Raw genomic sequence first — 25,397 nt, forward strand, 5'->3', positions numbered from 1 at the left:
ATCATGGGCTGCACCCCCTAACCACCCTGAGCGAAGGCGTCGTCGACGCTGCGGCGCAGCGGTGCCAACAGGAAGAGGAACAGATTGGTTCGGTCGGTCAGGATGTCAGCGGTCACAGTCATGCCGGCTGTGAGCGGATAGGAGGTGTCCGCAAGCTGCGATGAGGTCCGGTCGAGTTCAATCACCACCTGAAAGTAGGGCTGACCGGTGCTCTCATCCGTGAAGGTGGAAGGAGACACGCGCTTCACACGTCCATCGACGGTGCCATAGCGGGTGTAGTCGTAGGCCTCCACCTTGAGGGAGGCGGTCTGACCGACCTGCACATTGCCCACGTCCGCCGGTCGCACGCGGGTCAGGGCGATCATCTCACTGCCCGTCGGAACCACCTGGGCCACAACCGACCCGGGGGCGATGACCCCGCCGATGGTTCGGACCGGCAGACGGTTGACAATGCCATCCACAGGTGAGCGAACCGTGAGCCGATCCTCATCGGAGAGGTTGCGGCCGAGAACACTATCGAGTTCAGCCTTTTCACTGGCCACCTGAACCAGGCGGCTGTAATCATCCAGGATCTGCTTGCGGCCCAGCTCAAGAAGGGACAGCTTCTGCTCGGCCAGGTGGCCGTTCAGTTCAGCCAGCTGAGTCTCCGTGCTGGCGATGCGCCGCTGCGCCTCAAGGAAGTCGTTGTGGGAGATGGCCCCCTCCGCCTCCAGCATCGAATAGCCGCTCAGCTGCTCCTTCAGCAGAGCGATCTCGTCGAGGTATTCATCACGCTGGTCCTCGAGGGTTTGAACCCGCTGGCGTTGCACCTCCTGCTGCTGCTGCAGAAACTCCGCCCGCGCGTCGGTCAGATCACGAAAGGCCTTCGCCACAGAGGCCGATGGCACGCTGGGGGTGGTCTCCGCAAAGGGGGCCTCCTCACCGATCGCATTCCTGAGCTCGCGCTGTTCGAGCAGGAGATTGGTGATGCGCGTCTGCGTCTGCTGCCGCTGACCGCTGGTGGCCACCTCATCGAGTTCCAGGATCGGATCGCCCTGGCGCACCGAGGTGCCTTCCGGAGCGCGGATTCGCTTGACGATGCCGCCATTGAGATGGGCCACATCCTGGAGCTCAGCCAGAGGCTCGATCTCCCCGGAGGCGATCACATAGTTCTGAATCGGAATCAGCCACGACAACACCAGAGCCCCGCCCAGGCCGTAGGTGGTGGTCAGCAACCAGCGCCTGGCTTTCGTTTCACCTGTTGTGCGGCCGAGCTGATCGGCAGCGATCAACTCATCCGGTTGACTGAATCCCTCCGACTCACTCTTCGTGAGGCGCCACGATGTGGTGGAGCGGTCATTGGAACCGTTGGACGAACGGGGCGTCGCGGAGGAATCGTGAGCGGAGTGAGTGGTCATCGCATCGGTGAATGGCGAAGCTCCCACGTGATCGTAGGAGCGGGTGTGAAATCGTGCTCAGGAGCCCATATCGCCGAGCTGCTCGTCCAGAGCCTGTCTCGGTTCCTCCATCAGCGGTGGTTCAGGCTCCATGGAGGCAACATCCATATCCTGTGAATCATCGAGCCCCATGCCGTCCACGAGGGGGTCACCGGTTTCAGGAGGCGGCTCGGGCTGAGCGGCATCAAGCGACAAGGGGTCGGTGGGCGTCTCCAGCAGAGAAGCGGCATCGTCGTCAACCGAAGGGTCCTCACTCAGGGGATCCGGAGCAGCACTCTCTGCCGAGAGAAGCTCGGAGACGGCCTGCAGCACGGCATCCCCTTCCGGCGCCGAATCGGGGGTCTGCAGCTCATCCGCACCCGGCTGGAGCACAGCCGGGCCGGCCTCGGATGAGGGGTCCGGATCAGCGATGAGAGCCTGGCTGCTGGCCAGCAGATCTGCGCCCAGTCCTTCGCTGGTGCCCGCGGCGGGTTCCGGCTGAGAGGCCACAGCGTTACCGGAATCCGGGGACTCCGGCTCCGAGGACCCCCCTCCCACAGGGGCGCTCTCCTGCTCCAGCACCACCGAGGCTGCCGGATCGTCGGTGTTGGGCTGATCGGCGGAACCCAGCAACCAGTCCAGCGGGTCGCCTGAGTCCTGGTCAGGACCGGCTGCCGCGTCATCAGCCGGTTGCCAGCTGGCCTGGTCATCCGCAGAGGCGGTGACCATCAGCGCGCCTTGCTCGGTCTCCACCACCAGGTGCTGTTGGCCGTCCGCACCCTGTTCCATGTGAACGCCGCTGATGGTCCGGCCTCCCAGATCCTCGAGAAGATCAGGCGCAACAGTGGCCAGAAGCTGGGCGTCGTCAGCCTGCTGTCCGAGCGACAGTTGAAAGCCGTAGGAGGCGGCCATGGCCTCGAGCGAGGCGGCATCGTCCGCAGGGCTGTCCGCCTGGGCGGGTGCGCTGTCCGCGACGCCGCGATTGTCGAAGGCGGGAACGGAGAACTGGGTGCTGCCCCGGTCCTGGTCGCCATCGCTGATGGTGAGCTTGAGATCCTGCAACCCGTTGGGCAGGTGCACGCCAGGGAGCGGATGGAAACTGATCGCGCCCTGGCGTGAGCCGGCCTGGGTGAAATCGGATCCGAGCCTCACATCGAAGCTGCCAAGGCCGGGAACCGTGATCTCGAACTGACCATTGCCATGGTCCTGCACATTGGAGCTCTGTCCCGAGGCATCGAAGCTCGCCGTGAAGGGGCGAACCGCTGTGGCTCCCTGGGTCGCAAGCACCACATGCTCGAGGGCCAGCTGGAATCCGGGGGCGTGCCCCGATGCGGCAGGAGCGCCGCTCGCTGACGCGGCATGAGACCCATCATCGGCACCCATGTCGTAGGTGAAGGCCCACGAAGCCTCAAAGGGGTCCGGCTTCGGTGCCACGTGCTGGGCCACCACATGCTGGATCTGCTGCGCCACGCCACCGGCATCGGTGACCGTTTCCACCACACTGCCCTTGGGAAGGCTGCCACTGAACAACTGCTCCAGTTGGGCCGCCAGCTCATCCTTGGAGCCGGTGAGACCCATGGCCAGCAGCAAGGGGTCCCGATGGCCTGGCTCCTGGTTCAGTGCATCAAGGGCACTCTGGAGCTGCTCGGAGCCGGCGACGCCCTCGCTGTTGTACTGGCCCCTGGCGATGAGGTCATGGATGGTATCAACGGCGTGGGCGTGACCGTCAATGGTCAGACCCGTGACCTGCACTCCACCGACCTGGTTGGGAACAAACACGAGGGGGTTGCTGCCGTCGCTGCCTGAGCCGTGGTGCATCTGCGGCAGCGTGAGCCAGCCAACGATCTCATTCTGACCATCACGAACAGCCATTCCTTCAGCATTGCCATGCCTCGAGCCACGAGTCAGATCATCATTGTGAAGCGCATTGCGAAGGTCAGCAGCAGTGACGGAAACATGCTCAGTGGATCCGCCCCTTGTGAACTGAACATCAATCCTGTGGTTGCGCTGTGAGCTGCTGTGGTCGTAGTTGACACGGCTCCAGCCTGGAATCCGATCGCCAATGAGATTGAAGACATCTTCCTTGTCATCGCTATCAAAACGACTGCCGTCCGTCAACTTGTCGTGCAGGCGTCCGTCACGATCATGAGCAAGCACGACTGATTGCCCGGGGATCACATCATCGCCAGTGGTGGTCTGACCATCCGTCATGAACAGCAGATTGGTGTCCGTACCGATCGTGACACCGGAGCCTGCACCCTGGGGATGAAGCGGATCCGAGGCATCACCTCGCCAGTGTTGCGCCATCTGATGGGCCAGGTCCCAGGCCTCAGCATGGTTGGTGCTTCCGTCAGACTTGTGGCGGAGATAGCTCTCGAGCCCACCGAGGAGTTGCGCATAGGCAGGCTGGCCATGCTGACCGCCAGTTGAATCCACCATCGCCGGGGTGATGTCAACATAGTGGGGAGCAACGCCTGAAGTACCGAAACGGGCCACAGCGATGTGCACATTGCCAGGTGTTGCGTCGGGACCCGGAGTTTCGATGTGCCAATGCCTCATGTCGGTCACGTCCTGGCCTGTGGTCACCTTGTAGCCGGCGTTCGTCAATGCCTGTTTGATGGTTGACGCGGTGGATTCCAGCTGCTGGCTGATGCGATAACTGTCATCGATCTCATGGTGATGGCTATGAGAGCCCCATTGTTCTCCCGGCGCATGGTGTGAGGCATAGTCAGCCTTTCGTGATCCATCCACGGTCTCCCACATGGACCCGCTGTAGTCGAGCACCAGACCGATGTTCTGGTGCGGTCCATAGTCATGGGTCGTCACCGCATGGGAGGGAGGCGTTCCCTGTCCCGTGGTTGTGGCCACCGTTCCAGGAACGGACACACCTCCCTCCACATGCACCAGCGTGGGTTGTGTGATCTCCGGCCCGTCGTCGCGGAAGGAGAGGTGGCTACCGAGATCGGCGCGGATCGTGCCGCTCAGGGGATCGCCATCCGCGTCCTGACCGCTCACCTGGGCCGTCATCTCCACCAGGCCATCGCGAAGGCTGATGGGTTCATCCGTCGATGCGGTGTTGGGGTGGTCGATCTGATGCGTCTGAATCAATGTGGGCCTGCCCTGTCCATCCATGCGCACGTTGAACACCGTGTTCTCGGTGGTCAGACCACTCGTGGCCTGCGCCGTCGACGCGAAGACAAAACCAGCCCTGTGGTGCAGATAGATGGTCTGACCGTTCTGCGTCAGGCCCGAATCCACCCCCTGCCCCGCACTGGGATCGTAGCCCTTCACCGCCAGGCCAAACCCACTGACGGTCGGTACAACCGCCCCCGATCCATCATCGGCACCGAGTGAGACGCCCTGCTGGGCGGCCTGGGCGAACTGCTGGGCCATCAACCCGGAATGATCCGTGGCCGTCGACAAGCCGCCACCGGCAACATCGCTGTCATCGGTCTCCAACTGCGTTCGCAGCTGGATGGTCTGATCGATCACCGACGGGCCATCATCCCGGAACGACAGATGCGTTCCCAGATCCGCTCGGATCGTGCCGCTCACTGGATCGCCATCGGCATCCTGACCGCTCACCTGGGCCGTCATCTCCACCAGGCCCGAACCCAGACTGATCGCTTCATCGATCGATCCAGTATTGGGATGATCGATCTGGTGCACCTGGATCAGGCTGGGCCGACCCTGCCCATCCATCCGGACAGCAAACACTGTGTTCGCCCCTGCAATGGCGTTGGTTCCCTGTTCCGTGGAGCCAACAACACCGCCGGAGACCTTGTGCAGATAAATGGCCTGACCGTTCTGCGTCAGACCCGAATCCACGCCCTGCATGGTGTGAATGTCATAGCCCTTCACCGTCAGACCAAACCCACTGATGGTTGGTGCCACCGCTGGGGCGCCATCATCCGCACCAAGAGAGAAGCCGGTCTGCGCTGCACGGGCAAACTCCTGAGCGATGGCACCCGTTGGATCGGTTGCGGTGGTCATGCCGCCAGCGGCGATGTCGGTGTCATCGGTCTCCAGCGTCGTGTGGAGCTGGATCGTCTGATCGATCACCGACGGTCCATCATCCCGGAACGACAGATGCGATCCCAGATCCGCACGGATCGTGCCGCTCAACGGATCGCCATCGGCATCCTGACCGCTCACCTGAGCCGTCATCTCCACCAGGCCCGAGCCAAGAGGGATCGCTTCATCCGTTGATCCAGTATCGGGATGATCGATCTGGTGCACCTGGATCAGGCTGGGCCGACCCTGTCCATCCATCCGGACAGCAAACACGGTGTTCGCCCCTGCTAAGGCGTTGGTTCCCTGTTCCGTGGAGCCAACAACACCGCCGGAGACCTCGTGGAGATAAATCGTCTGACCGTTCTGCGTCAGACCCGAATCCACGCCCTGCATGGTGCGAACGTCATAGCCCTTGACCGTCAGACCAAACCCACTGATGGTTGGTGCCACCGCTGGGGCGCCATCATCCGCACCAAGAGAGAAGCCGGTCTGCGCTGCACGGGCAAACTCCTGAGCGATGGCACCCGTTGGATCGGTTGCGGTGGTCATGCCGCCAGCGGCGATGTCGGTGTCATCGGTCTCCAGCGTCGTGTGGAGCTGGATCGTCTGATCGATCACCGATGGACCATCATCCCGGAACGACAGATGCGATCCCAGATCCGCACGGATCGTGCCGCTCAACGGATCGCCATCGGCGTCCTGACCGCTCACCTGAGCCGTCATCTCCACCAGGCCCGAGCCAAGAGGGATCGCTTCATCCGTTGATCCAGTATCGGGATGATCGATCTGGTGCACCTGGATCAGGCTGGGCCGACCCTGTCCATCCATCCGGACAGCAAACACGGTGTTCGCCCCTGCTAAGGCGTTGGTTCCCTGTTCCGTGGAGCCAACAACACCGCCGGAGACCTCGTGGAGATAAATCGTCTGACCGTTCTGCGTCAGACCCGAATCCACGCCCTGACCAGCACTGGGGTCATAGCCCTTCACCGACAGCCCATAGCCGCTGACGCTCGCCGCCACAGCTCCAGCGCCAGCATCCGCTCCAAGCCCAATCCCTGCTCCCGCCGCACGCGCAAACTCCTGCGCAATCGCACCCGTCGGATCGGTGGCGACCGAAACCTGGCCTCCAGCCGTTTCCGTATCGTCCGTCTCCAACTGCGTCTGCAGCTGGATCGTCTGATCGATCACCGATGGACCATCATCCCGGAACGACACATGGCCACCGAGGTCGGCACGAACCGAGCCTGAGTAGGGAGACTGGTCGGCATGGGAGCCTGTGAATTCACCCACCAACGCAATCTTTCCGCTGGGGAGGCTGACCACTTCGTCGACATTGCTTGTATCCGGATGATCGATCTCCTGGAGCTGCGTCAGACGGGGATGACCAGCAGCATCAACATCGAGGACGAAAACAGGAGAAGTGCCTGGCCCTGCGGCCTGAAGCGAACCAACAACGACGGAAGGGGATTGCTGGTGCAGATAGATCGTCTGACCATTGCTCGTCATGCCTGACACCACACCCTGTCCGGGCTGGGCACCATTCACGGCAAACGAGAGCCGAGTCAGCGAGAGGGCTGACCCGCCACCCAGCTGTGGGGCCAACTGACCAGCGGCGACCTGCGTCAGAGCACCTCGCCAGGCGCCCGCTTGATCCACGTCGGTGGACTGCCCAGAAGGCGTCGCCTGAGACCCCCCGCGGGTTTCGGAGTCATCGGTCTGAAGGGTCGTCGACAGGGAGGTCATTGCCTCGACCAGGTCCGGCACCAGCCCAGGCGTCGCCTGCGGCACCATCCCCGGTGTCGGCTGCGGAACCAGCCCGGGTGTCATCCCCGGCGTCATGTCCGGCACCAGGCCAGGCGTCATGCCAGGCGTCAGCTCCGGCACCATCCCCGGCGTCGGCTGCGGAACCAGCCCGGGTGTCATCCCCGGCGTCATGTCCGGCACCAGGCCAGGCGTCATGCCAGGCGTCAGCTCAGGCACCATCCCCGGCGTCGGCTGCGGAACCAGCCCGGGTGTCATCCCCGGCGTCATGTCCGGCACCAGGCCAGGCGTCATGCCCGGTGTCAGCTCCGGCACCATCCCCGGCGTCGGCTGCGGAACCAGCCCGGGTGTCATCCCCGGCGTCATGTCCGGCACCAGGCCCGGCGTCATGCCCGGTGTCAGCTCCGGCACCATCCCCGGCGTCGGCTGCGGAACCAGCCCGGGTGTCATCCCAGGCGTCATGTCCGGCACCAGGCCCGGCGTCATGCCAGGCGTCAGCTCCGGCACCATCCCCGGCGTCGGCTGCGGAACCAGCCCGGGTGTCATCCCAGGCGTCATGTCCGGCACCAGGCCCGGCGTCATGCCAGGCGTCAGCTCAGGCACCATCCCCGGCGTCGGCTGCGGAACCAGCCCGGGTGTCATCCCAGGCGTCATGTCCGGCACCAGACCAGGCGTCATGCCAGGTGTCAGCTCAGGCACCATCCCCGGCGTCGGCTGCGGAACCAGCCCGGGTGTCATCCCCGGCGTCATGTCCGGCACCAGGCCCGGCGTCATGCCAGGCGTCAGCTCAGGCACCATCCCCGGCGTCGGCTGCGGAACCAGCCCGGGTGTCATCCCGGGCGTCATGTCCGGCACCAGGCCCGGCGTCATGCCAGGCGTCAGCTCCGGCACCATCCCCGGCGTCGGCTGCGGAACCAGCCCGGGTGTCATCCCCGGCGTCATGTCCGGCACCAGGCCAGGCGTCATGCCCGGTGTCAGCTCCGGCACCATCCCCGGCGTCGGCTGCGGAACCAGCCCGGGTGTCATCCCGGGCGTCATGTCCGGCACCAGACCCGGCGTCATGCCAGGCGTCAGCTCCGGCACCATCCCCGGCGTCGGCTGCGGAACCAGCCCGGGTGTCATCCCCGGCGTCATGTCCGGCACCAGGCCCGGCGTCATGCCCGGTGTCAGCTCCGGCACCATCCCCGGCGTCGGCTGCGGAACCAGCCCGGGTGTCATCCCAGGCGTCATGTCCGGCACCAGGCCCGGCGTCATGCCAGGCGTCAGCTCAGGCACCATCCCCGGCGTCGGCTGCGGAACCAGCCCGGGTGTCATCCCAGGCGTCATGTCCGGCACCAGGCCAGGCGTCATGCCAGGCGTCAGCTCAGGCACCATCCCCGGCGTCGGCTGCGGAACCAGCCCGGGCGTCATCCCGGGCGTCATGTCCGGCACCAGACCCGGCGTCATGCCAGGCGTCAGCTCAGGCACCATCCCCGGCGTCGGCTGCGGAACCAGCCCGGGTGTCATCCCGGGCGTCATGTCCGGCACCAGGCCAGGCGTCATGCCAGGCGTCAGCTCAGGCACCATCCCCGGCGTCGGCTGCGGAACCAGCCCGGGTGTCATCCCGGGCGTCATGTCCGGCACCAGACCCGGCGTCATGCCCGGTGTCAGCTCCGGCACCATCCCCGGCGTCGGCTGCGGAACCAGCCCGGGTGTCATCCCAGGCGTCATGTCCGGCACCAGACCCGGCGTCATGCCAGGTGTCAGCTCCGGCACCATCCCCGGCGTCGGCTGCGGAACCAGCCCGGGTGTCATCCCGGGCGTCATGTCCGGCACCAGACCCGGCGTCATGCCCGGTGTCAGCTCCGGCACCATCCCCGGCGTCGGCTGCGGAACCAGCCCGGGTGTCATCCCAGGCGTCATGTCCGGCACCAGGCCAGGCGTCATGCCCGGTGTCAGCTCAGGCACCATCCCCGGCGTCGGCTGCGGAACCAGCCCGGGTGTCATCCCGGGCGTCATGTCCGGCACCAGGCCAGGCGTCATGCCCGGTGTCAGCTCAGGCACCATCCCCGGCGTCGGCTGCGGAACCAGCCCGGGTGTCATCCCCGGGGTCATGTCCGGCACCAGGCCAGGCGTCATGCCAGGTGTCAGCTCCGGCACCATCCCCGGCGTCGGCTGCGGAACCAGCCCGGGTGTCATCCCGGGCCTCATGTCCGGCACCAGGCCCGGCGTCATGCCCGGTGTCAGCTCCGGCACCATCCCCGGCGTCGGCTGCGGAACCAGCCCGGGTGTCATCCCAGGCGTCATGTCCGGCACCAGGCCCGGCGTCATGCCAGGCGTCAGCTCAGGCACCATCCCCGGCGTCGGCTGCGGAACCAGCCCGGGTGTCATCCCAGGCCTCATGTCCGGCACCAGGCCAGGCGTCATGCCCGGTGTCAGCTCCGGCACCATCCCCGGCGTCGGCTGCGGAACCAGCCCGGGTGTCATCCCCGGGGTCATGTCCGGCACCAGACCAGGCGTCATGCCAGGTGTCAGCTCCGGCACCATCCCCGGCGTCGGCTGCGGAACCAGCCCGGGTGTCATCCCAGGCGTCATGTCCGGCACCAGGCCAGGCGTCATGCCAGGCGTCAGCTCCGGCACCATCCCCGGCGTCGGCTGGGGAACCAGCCCGGGTGTCATCCCAGGCGTCATCTCCGGCACCAGGCCAGGCGTCATGCCAGGTGTCAGCTCCGGCACCATCCCCGGCGTCGGCTGGGGAACCAGCCCGGGTGTCATCCCAGGCGTCATCTCCGGCACCAGGCCCGGCGTCATGCCAGGCGTCAGCTCAGGCACCATCCCCGGCGTCGGCTGCGGAACCAGCCCGGGCGTCGCCTGCTCAGGCGTGCCCGGCGAGGGTTGGGGGTCGGCCTCTGGCGAGCCGGTCAGTCCGGAGGTCTGAGCATCGGCCGGTGCCGCCGTGGCATGCGGAATCTGAAAACCACCGAGAGCGGCGGCCTCCGTCGCCGCAGCCAGGCCAGCTCCATGGAGCCCAACCAGCTCTGGAGAGTCCGGGAAAGCCTGCGGCTGATCGTTGGGTGCAGCTCCGGGGTCCCTGGTCAGCTCAGGCTCGCGAAGCTGGGGCAACGGCTCGGTGCCCACGTGGTCCCGCACCAGGTCCACGTCGTCGCCGCCGTCCCAGCCCGCTGGTGATGCGCTGGGAGGAACGTCCGGCTCCTGGCTGACGGCCCCCTCATCCACCGAGCTGGTGGCGGGGTCGTACTGCTCCCGGTCGCCCGCATGAAGGTTGGACAACCGGTCCAGACGGCGTCTGATGCGTCCCAGCAGGCTGTTGTCAGCGTCGGAAGACATGGGCGGCAGCGGCGCTGTGGAATCCGGAGGAGGCGCATCTCAAAGCGTAATGACGCTGCCGATCCGCAACAGGGCAACAGTCCGGACTTGTCATGGTGATGAATGAGCGTGAGAACCGACACCACGAGGGTGCCGATCACTGCAGACTGGACAATGCATCAGGGGCAGCAAGACAAGCGATGATGAGCATCGTCATCTCAAGCCTGAACGAAGGGGTTCAGCTTGAGAACACCGTTCGATCGCTGCTACGCTCAGCCAACCCGACGGAGGACTCGAGATCATCCTGGTGGACGATGGTTCGAGCGACGCCAGCTTCGCCTTCCTGAAGACAAGGGGTTGGACTGATTCAGCCAATGGCACGCGAATCACTCATCTCCGACATGAGACGACGCAGGGCATCTCACGCTCCAGACGCCTCGGTGCCAGCAGGAGTTGTGGCGACACGCTGGTGTTCATGGATGCCCATCTCAGCTTCCCCCAGCCAGACCTGCTGAACAACGTTCACAGAGTGCTGACCAGCGGTGACTGCGACCTTCTGGGCATTGACTGCGCCGACAGCAGCTCAGGCATCAGCACTGCGGGATTCATCTACACCAGCCAGCACATCTGCCACCAGGCCATGGCCTGGCTGAGGGCAGCGGATGGCCCGCTGGAGGGCGTGAGTGTTCCGTTTGTGAATGGCGGCTTCTTCGCGATTCGAAGAGCCTGCTACGACGCGCTGCAGGGATTTCCTGACTTCATCGAGGGCTGGGGGCACGAAGACCGGTTCCTGAGCACCGTCGCCCACTATCGGGGCTTCCGGGTCCGGAGTTATCAGCAGCTGCAGGTCTGGCATCCCTACAAGACCACGGCCCGCGGGACAGCCGCGCAGCCAGCCGCAGCGGTGAATTCCGCGGAACGGATGCTGATGAACAGCCTGCGCTGCGGCTACATCCTCTACGACGACACCACGTTCGAGCTGGTCTGTGAACAGCTCTCGGCCGACTACGGGCCAGCGGCACTGAACGGAGGGCTGAGCCGACTGGAACACGAGAAGGCGGCCCTGGATGAGCACCTCAGCGCCATCGGCCTGACCCCCTGCGAGAGAAACAGGCAGATGGCGCTGTTCTTCGAGCGCTATCGGCCCTGGCTACCGATGGTGGATGAGGCCCTACTGCAACAGGCCCGCCAGCTGGACCCACAGGCGGGCCTGCCGCTGGTGCAGGCTCTGCCTCACGTGCTCCCCTCTCTGCGACCACCGGAGAGCACGGACTACAGCGTGGCGCGGCTGTTCGTTGAAGCCCATCACCTCTTTCACAGCGGCGATCTCAGCGCCGCCATGACAGCCCTGCTCGAAGGACTGACTCATGATCCGGATCATCTGCCCTCCTGCAGGCTGCTCACGCTCACGCTCCGGCAACTCGGCAGACACGCCTCTGCACGGATGTGGCTGGAGCATGCGGATCGGGTGATCCGGAAGCATCACACCCAGGGCACGATCCGACCCTTGGCCTGCAGCGATCAAGGCTTCCGCAACCGCCACCTGCGGCACTACTTCTGGCCCGGTCTGGAGTGTGAGGTCTGGACGGATCTGGCCATGGATGCAGCCGCCGGGTCGGATTGTCAGCAGGCCATGGATTGGCTGGCGCGCGCTCTCACGCTCCATCCCAACGACGCAACCGCCAGGGCAGCGATGGCCTCTCTGCAGATGGGCGTTGTGCCGGAGCGGTGGGCTTCGGGCCAGGGTCTGAGCGGCTCTGGAGCCGCGGGCGATGCCAGCATCGGAAGCCGACGCGCGGCCTGATGACCGACGGCATGCCCCCGGTGTTGATCGCCGCCTTCTACCGCTTTGCACCGCTGGGGACTGGTCGCCGGGCCTGGAAGCAGGAGTTGGAGGAGCTGGGCCGGCGGCAGGGCCTGAAGGGCACCCTGCTGCTGGCCGCGGAAGGGATCAACGGCACCGTGGCCGGGCCGGAGAGCGGCGTGGGCGAACTGCTGAAGACGCTTCAGGCCCGACCGGGGTTTGCCGATCTGCCGGTGCGCTTCAGCCGGGCGGACACGGCACCCTTTCATCGCTTCAAGGTGCGCCTCAAGCGGGAGATCGTGAGCATGGGCGCGCCCGCGCTGGACCCCCGCATCCGGGTGGGCCATTACGTGAGCCCCCACGACTGGGATGCTCTGATCGCGGATCCCGGCACCCTCGTGATCGACACCCGCAACGCCTACGAGGTGGCGGTGGGCAGTTTCGAGGGTGCGGTGGATCCCCACACCGCCAGCTTCCACGACTTCCCTAGCTGGGTGGAGCGCGAGTTGCGGCCGCTGGTGGCGCGGCAACGGCCGCAGCGTCTGGCCCTCTTCTGCACCGGCGGCATCCGCTGCGAGAAGGCCACCAGTCACCTGGTTGAGCAGGGGTTCAGCGAGGTGCATCATCTGCAGGGCGGCATCCTCCGCTATCTGGAGGAGCGGCCCGAGCAGGGCAGCCGCTGGCGGGGTGAGTGCTTCGTGTTTGATCAGCGGGTGGCCCTGAACCACCAGCTGGAGCCGGGCGAGCACAGCCTCTGCCATGCCTGTCGCATGCCGTTGAGCCCCGCCGACCGGCAGCTGCAGAGCTATGTGGAAGGGTTGAGCTGCCGCCACTGCATCGATCAGCGCAGCGCCGCCGACCGCCGCCGCTTCGGGGAGCGCCAGCAGCAGATGGTGCTGGCCGCAGCCCGGGGTGAGCCCCACATCGGCCGGGTCTTCCCGCAGGAGGGCTGAAGCGAGTGGCGGAGCTGCCGGTGCTCTACAGCTTCCGCCGCTGCCCCTACGCGCTGCGCGCCCGCCTGGCGCTGCTGGCGGCGGGGGTGGTGGTGGAGCTGCGCGAGGTGGCGCTGAAGGCCAAACCCGAGGCACTGCTCAAGGCGTCTCCGAAAGGAACCGTGCCGGTTCTGCTGCTGCCGGACGGGCAGGTGATCGAAGAGAGCCTGGAGGTGATGGGCTGGGCGCTCCACCAGGGCGATCCGCACGACTGGTGCCGCCGGGGCGATTCCGCCGCGCAGCAGGCCATGGCCAGCCTGATCGCCAGCAACGACGATCGCTTCAAGCCTCACCTCGACCGCTTCAAGTACGCCAGCCGCTATCCGGATGGCGCTGATCAGCGGGAGGAGCACCACCGGGCGGCGCTGACCGTGCTGCGCGAGTGGAACGCACGCCTGGCGCCGGGCGGCTGGCTGCTGGGGGATCGGCCCTGCCTGGCCGACTGGGCGCTGCTGCCCTTCGTGCGCCAGTTCCGCATCGCCGATCCCACCGACTTCGACGCACTGGCCGATCTGGCTCCCCTGCAGCAGTGGCTGGGGCGTTTTCTGGCCAGCCCGGAGCTGGCAGCCGTGATGACCAAACACGCGCCCTGGCAGCCCCCGGAGCCGGGACCGGCCTTCCCTGCCGGGAGCCGTCAACTGCGGCTGGCCCCCGGCGAGCGGCTACATCACCTGGCCCTGCCGGACGACTGGGAGCGGGCTCAAGCCAACGGGGAGTACCGCATCTCCACCCGCGGCCGCACCCTCGAGCAGGTGGGCTTCATCCATGCCTGCCGCGAGCACCAGCTCACCGCCACCCGCTGCCGCTTCTACAGCGATGCCGGACCCCTGCTGGAGCTGGTGATCGACCCGGCTCGGCTCTCCTGCCCGGTGCGTGAGGAGCCGCCGTCAGCGGGATCAGCCATCGACGAGGCCATGGCTGCCGGTAGAGAGCCGGAATGCTTCCCGCACATCTACGGCCCCCTGCCGCTGACGGCGGTGGACGCCGTGCGCCCCATCCCTCCCCCACATTGACGACAGCTTCCGCTATGGCCGCTTCCGCCGTTCCCTGGTTCTCGCTCACCTACCTCGATCGCCACAAACTGCGGGGTGAGGGCGACGCGCTGAGGGAGCCCTCCGGTCTGGCCCTCTGCCCCGACGGATCGGCCCTGTGGACGGTCAGCGACGACAGCCGCCATCTCGTGCTGATCGATCCGGAGGGACAACCCATCCCCGGTCGGAGCTTCCGCACCGGCGAAGAGGGGCTGGAAGCCCTGGCGCTGGACCCTGCCGGACGCATCCTCCACGCCGTGCAGGAAGACACCACCACCCTTCTGAGCCTTGATCTGGAGGATCAGCGGGTGGTGCAGCGGCAGCCGCTGGCGGCGATGGAGGGCTACGCCGCCGTTGCGGAGCTGTTCGAGCAGGGTCCGGCCAACAAGGGGCTGGAAGGGCTCAGCGTCCACAGCGGCAGCGGCGCCCTGTTCGCCCTCAAGGAGGGCCAGCCGCGACTGATGCTGGAGATCGCTCCCGACCTGAGCGCCATCCGCCACGTGCGGCGGCTCGGCCCGGGCCAGGGCTTCGTCGACAGCGTGATCTCCGATGCCGAACTGGATCTCTCCGGGCTCTGCCACCAGCCGGGCGGAGACCGGTTCTGGATCATCAGCGACCGGGCGAGCCGGCTGTTTCTCTACGACTGGCAGAACGATGCCGTGATCCAGAGCGCCCTGCTGGCCTATGGACGCCGCGGCGAACTGCACTGCATCGACAAAGCCGAAGGCGTGGCCGTCGACCCGCAGCGGCAGCGTCTGTATGTGGTGAGTGACAGTGAAGCCAGGCTGTACGTGTTCGACCTGCGCCACTGAGCGCTGTGCATTGCGATGCACCCACCCACAAGCGGTCGTTCTCCGCTGCGAGGGTCAGGGAGACTCCACCTCGATCACATTGCGGAACGGCCCCTGCTCCACCAGCTGGAAGGAACGGTGTCCGGAGAACAGCCAGGTGCGGCCCTGGGCATCGCGGTAAGGGCGCCGATCAGTGGTGGGGGCACCGGTGGGAGTGAACACCCAGAAGGGTTGATCCCCAGCCGAGAAGTCAATCCGCATCACCTCGCTGCCCTCCGGGACGGTGATCACGCAGGTCTGTCTCGTCTTGTTGAGCGAACAGGGCCTCTGGCTGATCCGCAGCCGGCCCAGCTGCTCAGCCGACAGTGGAGCGGAGCTGGCCGGGAGAGCGATGGAAGCAGCGAGAAGCAGCAGGCTGAGTGCAGGAGCAGCGGAGTTGCTCAAAGAGTGAGTTGGTGACTGTATTCTCCTCACCATAAATAGAAACCAGTGCTGACCTTGAGATTGCCAACAATCGTCGCTGTCATTGCCCTGGGCGGCGCTGTGATCAGCGGCGGTGCTTACACACTCATCGGCTCAGAAGTTGATGACGATGGCATCCTTCGCGAACCCTTCGTCCTCATCCCGATGGCCTATACGCTGACCGCTGTCTCAGGAGTGAGCGCCGCACTCAGCCTGGCGACAAGAAAGCGTTGAGAATCAGCATCCGCGACAGGATGACGGTGCGGAAGCAATGGACGAGTCCGCCTTGCATGCTCTTCACCCACCCGTGACGATGCAGGCACGGGGCACGGCGCCTGGTACGCAGTCAGGGAGTGGCTTATGTCGGGAAGGGTTCCCTCATTGGCCACTGAGCCCCTGATCGGTGCAGCCGTGCGCGGCAGCAGCGACGGGTGGAAAGTGACGGTGAAGCCAGGCTCAGGGGGTCGACCGAATCGACCTGCGCCACTGAGCTCTGCTCCAGCCCTCCCTCCGCGGCGACTCCATGGCCAACCTCTCCCTCCGCCAGGCCACGCCGGCGCTGGCTCTGATCGGCGGCCTGCTGCTGGCCGCCCCAGGCTCACCCGCCCGGGCGGCCACGCCCTCCCCCACCGCAGTGAGTCCGGCCGCCGACACCCAGGCGCTGAATCGGGCGCTGGCAGCGCTGCCCGGTCTGATCAGCACGGCGATGGAGCGCACCGGGCTGCCGGGCCTGGCCGTGGTGGTGGTGCACAACGATGAGGCCGTTCTCCTGCAGGGCTACGGGACTCGCCGGCTGGGCAGCGGCGAACCGGTGGATGCCGACACGGTGTTCCAGCTGGCCTCGCTCTCCAAGCCGGTGGCGAGCACGGTGATCGCCGCGGCGGTGGGCGACGGACTGATCGACTGGGATGAGCCCGTGATGCGGTGGCTGCCGGAGCTCAGGATCGGGTCAGCGGACGTGGCATCCCGGGTGACCCTGCGGGACCTGCTCTCGCACCGGAGCGGCCTGCCGGATCACGCCGGCGACGACCTGGAGGATCTCGGCTTCCCGCGCGACACGATCCTGCAGCGCCTGGCCGCGCTGGACACCGGCAACCGCTTCCGCGCGGCCTACGCCTACACCAACTTCGGCTTCGCGGCCGCCGGAGAAGCGGCTGCCCGAGCCGCCGGCATGAGCTGGGAGGAGCTCTCCGAGGAGCGCCTGTACCAACCCCTGGGGCTGCAGCGCACCAGCTCCCGCCATGCGGCCTTCGTCGCCGAGCCCAACCGCGCCTCCCTGCATCAGCGACTCGATGGCCGCTGGCAGGTGAGCGAAGGTCGTCAGCCGGATGCCCAGTCACCGGCCGGCGGCGTCAGCGCCTCGGCCCGCGATCTGGCCCGCTGGATGCGGCTCCATCTCAATGGCGGCACGCTGGACGGCCGGCGGATCGTGGCGGAGGCCGCCCTGGCGGAAAGCCACCGGCCCCAGGCGATCAGCCGGCCGCCACTGGACTCCGGCCGCGATCGGGCCGGCCTCTACGGCCTGGGCTGGAACGTGACGCATGACGGCGTCGCCCCGGTGCGCCTCAGCCACTCCGGTGCGTTCGCCCTGGGGGCGGCCACCGCCGTGACCCTGATCCCTGCCCGCGGGCTCGGCATCGCGGTGCTCAGCAACGGCACGCCCATGGGGGTGCCCGAGTCGGTGATCGCCTCGTTTCTCGACCTGGTGCTGCACGGCACCATCCGCCGGGATTACGCCGCCGCGATGGCGCCCGCCTTCGCCGCCTCGCTCGAGCCCGACTACGAGCCGGTGCGCGAGCCAGCCGCCACCGCCGAGCTGCCGCTCGAGCGGTACACGGGCACCTACCGCAACAGCTATGTCGGTGACGCCGTGGTGGAACGGGGGCCGGCCGGCCTGCAGCTGCGGCTGGGGCCGAAGGGCCGCCCCGCACCGCTCACCGCCCATGGCGGCCATCGCTTCTCGTACCAGCCCTGGGGCGAGAACGCCGGCGGGCCCAGTGCCGTGCGCTTCACGATCGGAGCCGACGGGCAGGCCAGCCGCGTCAGCATCGATGCGCTCGATGGCGCCGGCATGGGAACGCTGCAGCGGCTGCGCTCGCCATGAAAAAGGCCCCCGCGTGTGCGGGGGCCGGTCTACAGGCAGCCGGGTGATCCGGCCCTGGCAGTGGGGGTGGATCAGCCGATCGCCGGAGCGGTCAGGGCCACAGGCGTGGACTCGGCAGCAGCCAGGTCCAGCGGGAAGTTGTGAGCGTTGCGCTCGTGCATCACTTCCATGCCCAGGTTGGCGCGGTTCAGCACGTCAGCCCAGGTGTTCAGCACACGGCCCTGTCCATCAAGGATGGACTGGTTGAAGTTGAAGCCGTTCAGGTTGAACGCCATCGTGCTCACGCCAAGGGCGGTGAACCAGATGCCGATCACAGGCCAGGCAGCCAGGAAGAAGTGCAGGCTGCGGCTGTTGTTGAAGCTGGCGTATTGGAAGATCAGGCGACCGAAGTAACCGTGGGCAGCCACGATGTTGTAGGTCTCCTCTTCCTGTCCGAACTTGTAGCCATAGTTCTGGCTCTCGCTCTCGGTGGTCTCACGAACCAGCGAGGAGGTCACCAGCGAACCGTGCATGGCGGAGAACAGGCTGCCGCCGAACACACCCGCCACACCCAGCATGTGGAAGGGGTGCATCAGGATGTTGTGCTCAGCCTGGAACACCAGCATGAAGTTGAAGGTGCCGCTGATGCCGAGGGGCATGCCGTCGGAGAAGGAGCCCTGACCGAAGGGGTACACCAGGAACACGGCGCTGGCAGCAGCCACGGGGGCGCTGTAGGCGACGCAGATCCAGGGGCGCATGCCCAGGCGGTAGGAGAGTTCCCACTCACGGCCCATGTAGCAGAAGACGCCGATCAGGAAGTGGAAGACAACCAGCTGGTAAGGACCGCCGTTGTACAGCCACTCATCCAGAGAAGCGGCTTCCCAGATGGGGTAGAAGTGCAGGCCGATGGCGTTGCTCGAAGGCACAACAGCACCGGAGATGATGTTGTTGCCGTAAAGCAGCGAGCCGGCAACCGGCTCACGGATGCCGTCGATGTCGACGGGGGGTGCCGCGATGAAGGCGACGATGTAGCAGATGGTGGCGGCCAGCAGCGTGGGGATCATCAGCACACCGAACCAACCGACATACAGACGGTTGTTGGTGGAGGTGACCCATGCACAGAACTGGTCCCACACCGAAGCGCCGGAGCGCTGCTGAATGGTGGTGGTCATGAGGTCGTTGGAGGTGTCTCGCGTGACGAAAGAACCGCCGCGGGAGACGGGATGAATGACCGGGGATGAACCGGTGTAACGATAGTAACGGAATATTGCGGGCTTTCACGACGGCGCCCGCAACGGCGGCCATCCGCTCTGCTCATGGCATCCATCAGCGCAGCTGATGGATGGCGTAGATCGCCACGCCCCAGAGCTGCACATCGCCGCTGCGGCGCAGATCCAGGGGCGGGTAATCGGGATGGGCCGCCTCCAGCTGCAGCACGCCGCCGCGGCGGACCAGGCGCTTGAGGGTGAAGGCGCCGTCGAGCACGGCCACCACCACCCGACCGGGCCGGGGGTCGAGACTGCGGTCCACCACCAGCAGGTCACCGTGGTGGATGCCGGCCCCGGTCATCGACTCACCGCTGACGCGCAGGAAGAAGGTGCTGGCCGGATGGCGGATCAGCTGCTCGTTCAGATCGATGCCCACATCGATGTAGTCGTCCGCCGGCGAGGGAAAGCCCGCCGCCACGGACTCCTCCGGCAGGGGCAGCAGCAGCCGCCGGCGCCGCAACCGCAGCGGCTGCGGGGGCGACGCCGCAACGGACTCGGGCGGCAGGTCGCTGGGAGTCATGGCCGGGACGGGGATCGACGGCAATGGTACGGGCGTACTGCCAGGAGAGAGGGTCGCGGTTGCCAGGATCCGCGCTCGTGCATCGATCTGATGGCCTCTACCTCCCGCGGCACGGTTCTGATCACCGGTGCCTCCTCCGGCATCGGAGCCGCCACAGCGCGGCACCTGCTGCAGCGGGGCTGGACCGTGATCGCCGCAGCGCGCCGGCTGGAGGCGATGCAGGAGCTGCAGCGGCTGGGAGCCACGGTGCTGCCACTCGACATCAGCGATGCCGAGTCCCGCCGGGCCCTGGTGGAGGCCGTGGAGCAGCAGCATCCTCAGCTCGATGGGCTGGTCAACAACGCCGGCTTCGGCGCGGTGGGTCCGCTCGAGACCATGAGCCTGGAGCAGGCCCGGGCCCTGTTCGAGGTGAACGTGTTCGGCCTGATGGGCCTGACCCAGCTGCTCCTGCCATCCATGCGACGGCGAGGGCGGGGCCGCATCGTCAACCTCTCCTCGATCGCCGGGCGCTACGTGACGCCCGGTTCCGGCTGGTACGGCGCCAGCAAATTCGCCCTGGAGGGCCTGAGCGATGCCCTGCGGCTGGAGCTGCGGCCCTTGGGCATCCAGGTGGTGCTGGTGGAACCGGGGCTGATCCAGACCGAATTCGCCGACCGGGTCGCGCCCTCCAGAGCGGCGGCAGGGCAGTCGCAGGAATACGGCCGGATGATGGAGCGGGTGAACGCCACCTGGACGGCGATCTTCCGTGGCGCCTCAGATCCGTCGGTGGTGGCCCGCACGATCGAGACGGCACTCACTGCCACCAACCCACAGGATCGCTACCTCAGCGGCCATCTCTCCGGCACGGTCCTGGCCCGCAACCTGATGCCGACACCGCTGTGGGACTGGATGCTGGGTCGATCGATGACGGGGTAGACCAGGACTGGCCACGGTGGGGATGACAAGCGGTTGGCAGCGATGACGGCCACCAGCGCCCGGGAGCTGATCGACGGCACCTTCCCGGATTTCGCCACCGCTCCGGATCAGACCCTGCTTCGGGTGTACGCCCAGACCGCCGGCGGTCCCGCCCTGATCCGCAACAGCGAGGGCCGGCTGCAGATCCTGGCGACACTGCCGTTCACGGAATCTCAGCAGACCTGGTGGCTGCAGGAGCTGGCCTGGCTGGACAACATCCTCGCCCTGGATTTCGAGGTGGTGGGGAATGCAAGCGACGCCGCGATTCGCCTCTATCTCGACGACGGTTCGTTCTTCTCACGTGAGCCGGGCACGCTGCTTGGCCTGGCGGCTTCTGGCGGCTTCCAGCGGCGACTTGAGCCGTGACGGCCGCTGGCTGAGCTACAGCGCTGACATCATCATCAATGAAGCGCCGCTCGACGGAGAAGACGAACGCCGAGCCACGATCCTGCACGAATTCGCCCACACGCTCGGGCTGGAGCACACCTTTGATGCCGAAGACGGCGACATCAGCAGCGATGAACCGGATGCATCGATCACGCTCATGTCCTACGTGCCTCCGGAGGGGGCATACAGCACCACGTTCACACCGCTGGATCTCGCAGCCCTGGCCGCACGCTGGGGGCTGGAGGCGGAGCAGGAGTGGCTGTTCCGCGATCCGGACGGCAGCATCGTGCAACTGGATGCGGAGGCTGCACGGAACCGACTCGCCGAAAGCCGGCCCGGCGAAGCCCTGCTCGGACCGGCACCGGTCGTGGGCTCAGGCGGCGCGGACACCCTCAGCGGCGCCAGCGCCAACGACGTGCTCTCCGGCCGGGACGGGGATGACGTGATCCGGGGCGGTGCCGGCAACGATCGGATCAACGGCAACGGCGGCAACGACGTTCTGATCGGCGGCGAGGGAGCTGACCTGTTTCTGCTCTCGCGCGGCAACGATGCAATCAATGACTTCAGCGTGCTGGTGGGCGACCGGCTGCTGGTGAGCGGTGGCCAGGGCTTCAGCCTGAACGCCACCGCGGACGGGAACACCCAGCTGATCCGGGAGCTGGGGGTGAGCACCATCCTCGGCATCAGCCCCGAGCAGCTGGAGGCCAGCGGCGCCATCGTGGTGATCCAAGGGGGAAGGAGGAGGGACGTCTTCGCTCGCTGCGCTGCGCGACTGAACCTGAACCGGTCCGCCGCGAGGCGCCAACGGATTGTGACTGATGTGTGACAGAGCATGCGTATGTACGACTCAGTGATGAATCGCCGCATGCCTGAGGCATCAGAAAGGCCAGATCACGGATCAGGGACATCACAAAAGCGAGCCTGCTCAGGGCTGATGAGCATCACACCCCTTCATCTGTAGGGTTCGGTCCTCGGATCCTTCAGATGAAGGATGAAGGATTTGACGTGACCCCCTTTATCGGTCCAGGCCTTATGAGAGTGGTTGGTCATGGTCATGCAGCAGCTCCTTGTTGAGCTGCCTCCAGGGGCGTACGCCCCTGGAGGGCCGAATGCGGCCTGAGGGAGTTGTACTCCCAGCGCCAGCGGTCGGCCAGGATCTGAGCTTCTGGGGCTGTGGTGAACAGCTCGGTGTTGAGGAACTCATCCCTGAATCTCCCGTTGAACGACTCGGCAAAGCCGTTCTGCCACGGGGAACCTGGCTCGATCGTGGCCGTTGTCGTGCCGCTGGTCCTGCACCAACGCCGTAAGGCGTGGGCGATGAATTCAGGGCCGTTGTCGCACCGGATGAACGCCGGTGCCGGGTAGAGGCTGGTGAGTTCCTCCAGCACGGCCACCACGTCCCTGGCCTTGCAGCGCCTGCCCACCCGGATGGCCAGGCAGAGGCGGCTGTGCTCATCGATCACGTTCAGAAACTTGAGCCGCCGGCCATCGGCCGTGGCATCGAACTGGAAGTCCATGGCCCACACCTGGTGGGGATGCTCGGCCCTGTGGCGCCGCACTGAGCCGTCCGCTGGCCGTGCCCGCTTCTGCTTTCTGGGGGTGGGCCGCTGCAGACCCTCCTCCCGCCAGATCCGTTGCACCCGTTTGTGATTCACGCTCCAGCCCTCGCGTCTGAGCACGCGGTGGGCCATTCGCCGGCCCCAGCGGATGTGGTCGGCAGCGATCTCCCTCAGCCGGCGCCGCAGCTTGGTCTCCTCGGCCCCAGGGACCGTGCCGTGATGGCGTTGGGTGCTGCGGTTCTGACCCACAACCCGGCAGGTGAACCGCTCCGATGCCCGGTAACGCTGCTGCAGGACGACCACCGCCCTGCGCCTGCGTTCCGGGCTCAAAAGTTTCCCTCGGCAAGATCTTTGAGCATCGCCTTCTCCAGCTCGGCTTCCGCCAGCAGCTTCTTGAGTCGGGCGTTCTCCTTCTCCAACTGGGTCAGCCGTTTGGCCTCCTCGGCCTGCATCCCCCCGAACTGCTGCCGCCAGCGGTGGTAGGTCGGCTGCGTCACCTCGATCACTCGGCAGACCTCGTTGACGGTCTTGCCCTGGGCGATCAGCTGCTCTGCAGTCTTGAGCTTGCGGATGATCTGCTCGGGCGTGTGTCGGATTCGTTTCATGGTGAAGTCCCCGGCCCAGTCTGGCCGGTTGAGGACTCTCATTCACCCTGGACCGGTTTCCGGGGTCCACGTCAGATTCGGCTGACAGGGGGAGCATGAGATCAGGAGCCAAGGAAAGCGACCTGCAACAGAGATCGTCTGGGCAAGTCAGACATCACGACTCCTTTACTCCATCGCCAAGTGATGATCATGACCTTCACAGCCATCGACCCAGTGACCGGCACCAGCAGCGAGCATGCGCTAGAGGCGATCACGCCGTCAGCGTCAGCAGCTGGTTCTCACACCGCTGGCCTGCAGGAGCCAGCATCCCCTGGTCTCGCATCGATCACGAGGCAAGATGCACTCTCAGGCCACGAGATCAACGACGAGGCAGGAGTCAACGATGAAATCCCGCCGACAGTGAACACGAGCGAGGAGATGATGGACCAATCCACCGAGGTGCTGGTCAGGGGCTCTGCATCAGGCAGAATCACTCAGCTGAAATACAAGCATCCAGGATCATTCCCACCCCATCACTCTCTGCACACCCTTTACTCTCGTGGAATTCGTGTCTTGGCAGAAGGCGAGAAGGACTTCGAAGCGCGGGACCCAGGCTGGGAATGGCGACCGGGAGGCCCAAAGAATTGGCACACGACATGGGATTATTCCGTCTATGTGGGTGCGGTTGGCAACGATCTGGACAACACATTGCATGGATCGGGGAGATGGCAGTTTGTGGGCACGTATAACAGCAACTGGTATTGGGCAATGGGAGACACGATCACCGGGGGAGCGGGGAATGACACCATCTATGGCTATGAGGGAAACAACACCTTGCGCGGGGGAACTGGCAATGATGTTCTGATTGCCGGACGCGACAGCGACAGCCTGGATGGGGGAGAGGGTAATGACTGGCTGATTGTTGATCAACGTCGCGACAGCGACCGCAACCAGCTGCAGGGCGGGACTGGATTTGACACCTTCGTGCTCGCTCCGATGAACGGGGAGAACTGGGTTGATCTGAATCCAGGTTCGTATGGTCCCGAGGGATTTGGCAATGAAGTCTCAGGGGGACTCAGCGTCCTTGGCTCTCTGCTGAGCCTCTCCAGGAGCATGTCGCCATTGGGTAGCGCCGCCAAAGCCGTTGGAGGGCTGGCGACATTGCTGAATCCCACCAGCAATCAGCCGCCGAGCCTGAACCTGAACTGGCCCAATCCGGATTCCATCAGCGACTTCAATCCATTCACCGACTCGCTGATCCTCAACTTCGATCCCAGCAGGACGAACCTCGATGTGATTCAAAAGATACCTGCAGGTGATGGCTTCCTCGTGCGACAGGAAGTCAACGGGCTCTGGTCGACGCTGGCGGATGTGACATTTAACGTCAGCGAGATGAGGGCTTATCTCTCCGAGACGGGAATGGAACAGATGAGCGAGAGAGATCTCCTCGATCTCTCCTACAGGACGCTGAAGAACAGCATGCTGGGCGTCAACGGACAGGAAGGCTCGGTCACACTGGGCTCGTCGGTCTCAGGCAACGTGGATGGAGCCGGGCAGCTTGGCAACAACGGGATTCTGCTCTTCGGCGCGTACGGAAGCTCATCCATCGCCAGGACCACTGCCAGAGAGAGTCAACTCACCGGCACTGCCCTGCACGATGTCTTCCATGCCTACAACCAGGCCAATGCGAAAAATCCAGACATGGGTGGCGTTGAAGTCTGGGGATTTGGCGGCGACGATCTGTTCATGACGGGGGGAGGAAGAAACTTCATCTATGGCGGCGATGAATCTGACTGGATCTCATATGATTATGAGATCAATGCATCAACCCAAGGCATCAAGGCCGATCTCGCGACTGGCACCATTCACAACGGCATCCGGATTGAAGGCAGTCCAGACCTCAGCGATCCGAATGCAGACCGAGACACAGTGCATAGCATCGAAAACATCCAAGGAAGTCGCCTTGACGACGTGATTCGAGGTGACGAGAACGACAACATCTTCATCAGTGGCACTGGGGACGACGTCCTTGCCGGACGAGGAGGAAGCGACACCTTCATTCTCAATGGGGGTCTCAACGTCATCGAGGACTACTCGGCAGCTGAGGGCGACGTCGTCCAGATCAACGTCGACGCATATAGCAACACCAATATCGCTGATTGGTATCGAACCAACGGCCGGGACAGCGGGACCATGGATGTCCGTTTCACGACAGGCGACGGTCAGATCAAGATTGTCGCCAAGCTGGAAGGCGTCATCAGTGACAACCCTCATTGGATTCAACTCATTGACTCTGATGGCAAGGTCCTCAGGGACTTTGATTTCCGCACCAACAGCGCTGCCTTTGATGATTCTCTGGCTGAGAACGACGAACTGAATCCCAGCGCTCCCATCCCCCCGCATGAGGATTCAGGCCCGATGGTGACGTGGACCCTGGAAACCGGTCCAGGGTGAATGAGAGTCCTC

16 protein-coding genes are annotated in these 25,397 nt (G+C 65.5%); 10 read left to right on the forward strand and 6 right to left on the reverse strand.

The window, feature by feature from the left end; all coding sequences use genetic code 11:
• Positions 1 to 17: 17 nt before the first annotated feature.
• Both EVJ50_RS04010 and EVJ50_RS15255 read right to left on the reverse strand, forming a co-directional pair.
• Positions 18 to 1,397 carry an HlyD family type I secretion periplasmic adaptor subunit gene (locus EVJ50_RS04010; protein WP_150882468.1) on the reverse strand — a complete coding sequence of 460 codons (1,380 nt, stop codon included), beginning with the start codon at positions 1,395 to 1,397 and terminating at the stop codon, positions 18 to 20.
• Between the two features lie 57 nt (positions 1,398 to 1,454).
• Entirely contained in the window at positions 1,455 to 10,517 is a 9,063-nt protein-coding gene (locus tag EVJ50_RS15255; RefSeq protein WP_150882469.1) for a DUF5801 repeats-in-toxin domain-containing protein, read from the reverse strand.
• Positions 10,518 to 10,803: 286 nt separating this feature from the next.
• Here EVJ50_RS15255 and EVJ50_RS04020 point away from each other — a divergent pair, with 286 nt between their 5' ends.
• Genes EVJ50_RS04020 through EVJ50_RS04035 form a run of 4 tightly spaced genes read left to right on the forward strand, consistent with a single transcriptional unit; the run spans position 10,804 to position 15,135 of the window.
• Positions 10,804 to 12,300 (forward strand): glycosyltransferase, encoded by a 1,497-nt coding sequence (locus EVJ50_RS04020; protein ID WP_370455586.1) that lies wholly within the window; start codon positions 10,804 to 10,806, stop codon positions 12,298 to 12,300.
• Between the two features lie 11 nt (positions 12,301 to 12,311).
• Complete coding sequence (locus EVJ50_RS04025) at positions 12,312 to 13,253, forward strand: rhodanese-related sulfurtransferase (RefSeq protein WP_225323074.1); 942 nt, start codon at positions 12,312 to 12,314, stop codon at positions 13,251 to 13,253.
• Between the two features lie 5 nt (positions 13,254 to 13,258).
• Positions 13,259 to 14,305: a DUF952 domain-containing protein gene (locus EVJ50_RS04030; RefSeq protein WP_150882472.1), complete on the forward strand. Its 1,047-nt coding sequence runs from the start codon at positions 13,259 to 13,261 to the stop codon at positions 14,303 to 14,305.
• A 14-nt stretch (positions 14,306 to 14,319) separates the two neighbouring features.
• Positions 14,320 to 15,135 carry an SdiA-regulated domain-containing protein gene (locus tag EVJ50_RS04035; RefSeq protein ID WP_191964863.1) on the forward strand — a complete coding sequence of 272 codons (816 nt, stop codon included), beginning with the start codon at positions 14,320 to 14,322 and terminating at the stop codon, positions 15,133 to 15,135.
• Positions 15,136 to 15,189: 54 nt separating this feature from the next.
• On the opposite strand, the gene EVJ50_RS04040 is transcribed toward EVJ50_RS04035, so the two are convergent.
• Positions 15,190 to 15,558 (reverse strand): hypothetical protein, encoded by a 369-nt coding sequence (locus EVJ50_RS04040; RefSeq protein WP_150882474.1) that lies wholly within the window; start codon positions 15,556 to 15,558, stop codon positions 15,190 to 15,192.
• Between the two features lie 60 nt (positions 15,559 to 15,618).
• Between EVJ50_RS04040 and EVJ50_RS04045 the strand changes: the two genes are divergently transcribed.
• Positions 15,619 to 15,810, forward strand: coding sequence for a DUF3955 domain-containing protein (locus tag EVJ50_RS04045; RefSeq protein ID WP_191964864.1), 192 nt, complete (start codon positions 15,619 to 15,621; stop codon positions 15,808 to 15,810).
• Positions 15,811 to 16,099: 289 nt separating this feature from the next.
• Positions 16,100 to 17,680, forward strand: a complete 1,581-nt coding sequence (locus EVJ50_RS04050) for a serine hydrolase (RefSeq protein WP_150882475.1) — start codon at positions 16,100 to 16,102, stop codon at positions 17,678 to 17,680.
• Between the two features lie 71 nt (positions 17,681 to 17,751).
• Here EVJ50_RS04050 and psbA read toward each other — a convergent pair whose 3' ends face one another.
• Both psbA and EVJ50_RS04060 read right to left on the reverse strand, forming a co-directional pair.
• The gene (gene psbA / locus EVJ50_RS04055) at positions 17,752 to 18,831 is read right to left on the reverse strand and encodes a photosystem II q(b) protein (protein ID WP_150882476.1); all 1,080 of its coding nucleotides are present in this window, start codon (positions 18,829 to 18,831) and stop codon (positions 17,752 to 17,754) included.
• A 154-nt stretch (positions 18,832 to 18,985) separates the two neighbouring features.
• Complete coding sequence (locus EVJ50_RS04060; protein ID WP_150882477.1) at positions 18,986 to 19,447, reverse strand: LexA family transcriptional regulator; 462 nt, start codon at positions 19,445 to 19,447, stop codon at positions 18,986 to 18,988.
• 90 nt (positions 19,448 to 19,537) lie between these two features.
• Here EVJ50_RS04060 and EVJ50_RS04065 point away from each other — a divergent pair, with 90 nt between their 5' ends.
• Genes EVJ50_RS04065 through EVJ50_RS15190 form a run of 3 tightly spaced genes read left to right on the forward strand, consistent with a single transcriptional unit; the run spans position 19,538 to position 21,614 of the window.
• Positions 19,538 to 20,362 carry an SDR family NAD(P)-dependent oxidoreductase gene (locus EVJ50_RS04065; RefSeq protein ID WP_150882478.1) on the forward strand — a complete coding sequence of 275 codons (825 nt, stop codon included), beginning with the start codon at positions 19,538 to 19,540 and terminating at the stop codon, positions 20,360 to 20,362.
• A gap of 42 nt (positions 20,363 to 20,404) precedes the next feature.
• Positions 20,405 to 20,767, forward strand: coding sequence for a hypothetical protein (locus tag EVJ50_RS04070; protein ID WP_150882479.1), 363 nt, complete (start codon positions 20,405 to 20,407; stop codon positions 20,765 to 20,767).
• Entirely contained in the window at positions 20,757 to 21,614 is an 858-nt protein-coding gene (locus EVJ50_RS15190) for a hypothetical protein (protein ID WP_304622900.1), read from the forward strand. The genes EVJ50_RS04070 and EVJ50_RS15190 overlap by 11 nt, the downstream gene beginning before the upstream one ends.
• Before the next feature lie 226 nt (positions 21,615 to 21,840).
• Here EVJ50_RS15190 and EVJ50_RS04080 read toward each other — a convergent pair.
• A protein-coding gene (locus EVJ50_RS04080; protein WP_370455587.1) for an IS3 family transposase occupies positions 21,841 to 22,952 on the reverse strand; the annotation gives its coding sequence in 2 pieces (ribosomal slippage) (positions 21,841 to 22,691 and positions 22,691 to 22,952; 1,113 coding nt in all).
• 189 nt (positions 22,953 to 23,141) lie between these two features.
• Here EVJ50_RS04080 and EVJ50_RS04085 point away from each other — a divergent pair.
• Positions 23,142 to 25,385, forward strand: a complete 2,244-nt coding sequence (locus tag EVJ50_RS04085; RefSeq protein WP_150882482.1) for a calcium-binding protein — start codon at positions 23,142 to 23,144, stop codon at positions 25,383 to 25,385.
• Positions 25,386 to 25,397: the final 12 nt, after the last annotated feature.

This window comes from Synechococcus sp. RSCCF101, from assembly GCF_008807075.1.
GTDB lineage: Bacteria > Cyanobacteriota > Cyanobacteriia > PCC-6307 > Cyanobiaceae > RSCCF101.

Excerpts from the sequence above, each read along its gene's own strand:
- EVJ50_RS04085 (WP_150882482.1), top strand. The coding sequence starts at position 23,142 with ATGACCTTCACAGCCATCGACCCAGTGACCGGCACCAGCAGCGAGCAT.
- EVJ50_RS04060 (WP_150882477.1), bottom strand. The coding sequence starts at position 19,447 with ATGACTCCCAGCGACCTGCCGCCCGAGTCCGTTGCGGCGTCGCCCCCG.
- EVJ50_RS04050 (WP_150882475.1), top strand. The coding sequence starts at position 16,100 with ATGGCCAACCTCTCCCTCCGCCAGGCCACGCCGGCGCTGGCTCTGATC.
- EVJ50_RS04065 (WP_150882478.1), top strand. The coding sequence starts at position 19,538 with ATGGCCTCTACCTCCCGCGGCACGGTTCTGATCACCGGTGCCTCCTCC.
- EVJ50_RS04035 (WP_191964863.1), top strand. The coding sequence starts at position 14,320 with ATGGCCGCTTCCGCCGTTCCCTGGTTCTCGCTCACCTACCTCGATCGC.
- psbA (WP_150882476.1), bottom strand. The coding sequence starts at position 18,831 with ATGACCACCACCATTCAGCAGCGCTCCGGCGCTTCGGTGTGGGACCAG.
- EVJ50_RS04010 (WP_150882468.1), bottom strand. The coding sequence starts at position 1,397 with ATGACCACTCACTCCGCTCACGATTCCTCCGCGACGCCCCGTTCGTCC.
- EVJ50_RS04070 (WP_150882479.1), top strand. The coding sequence starts at position 20,405 with ATGACGGCCACCAGCGCCCGGGAGCTGATCGACGGCACCTTCCCGGAT.
- EVJ50_RS15255 (WP_150882469.1), bottom strand. The coding sequence starts at position 10,517 with ATGTCTTCCGACGCTGACAACAGCCTGCTGGGACGCATCAGACGCCGT.
- EVJ50_RS04025 (WP_225323074.1), top strand. The coding sequence starts at position 12,312 with ATGCCCCCGGTGTTGATCGCCGCCTTCTACCGCTTTGCACCGCTGGGG.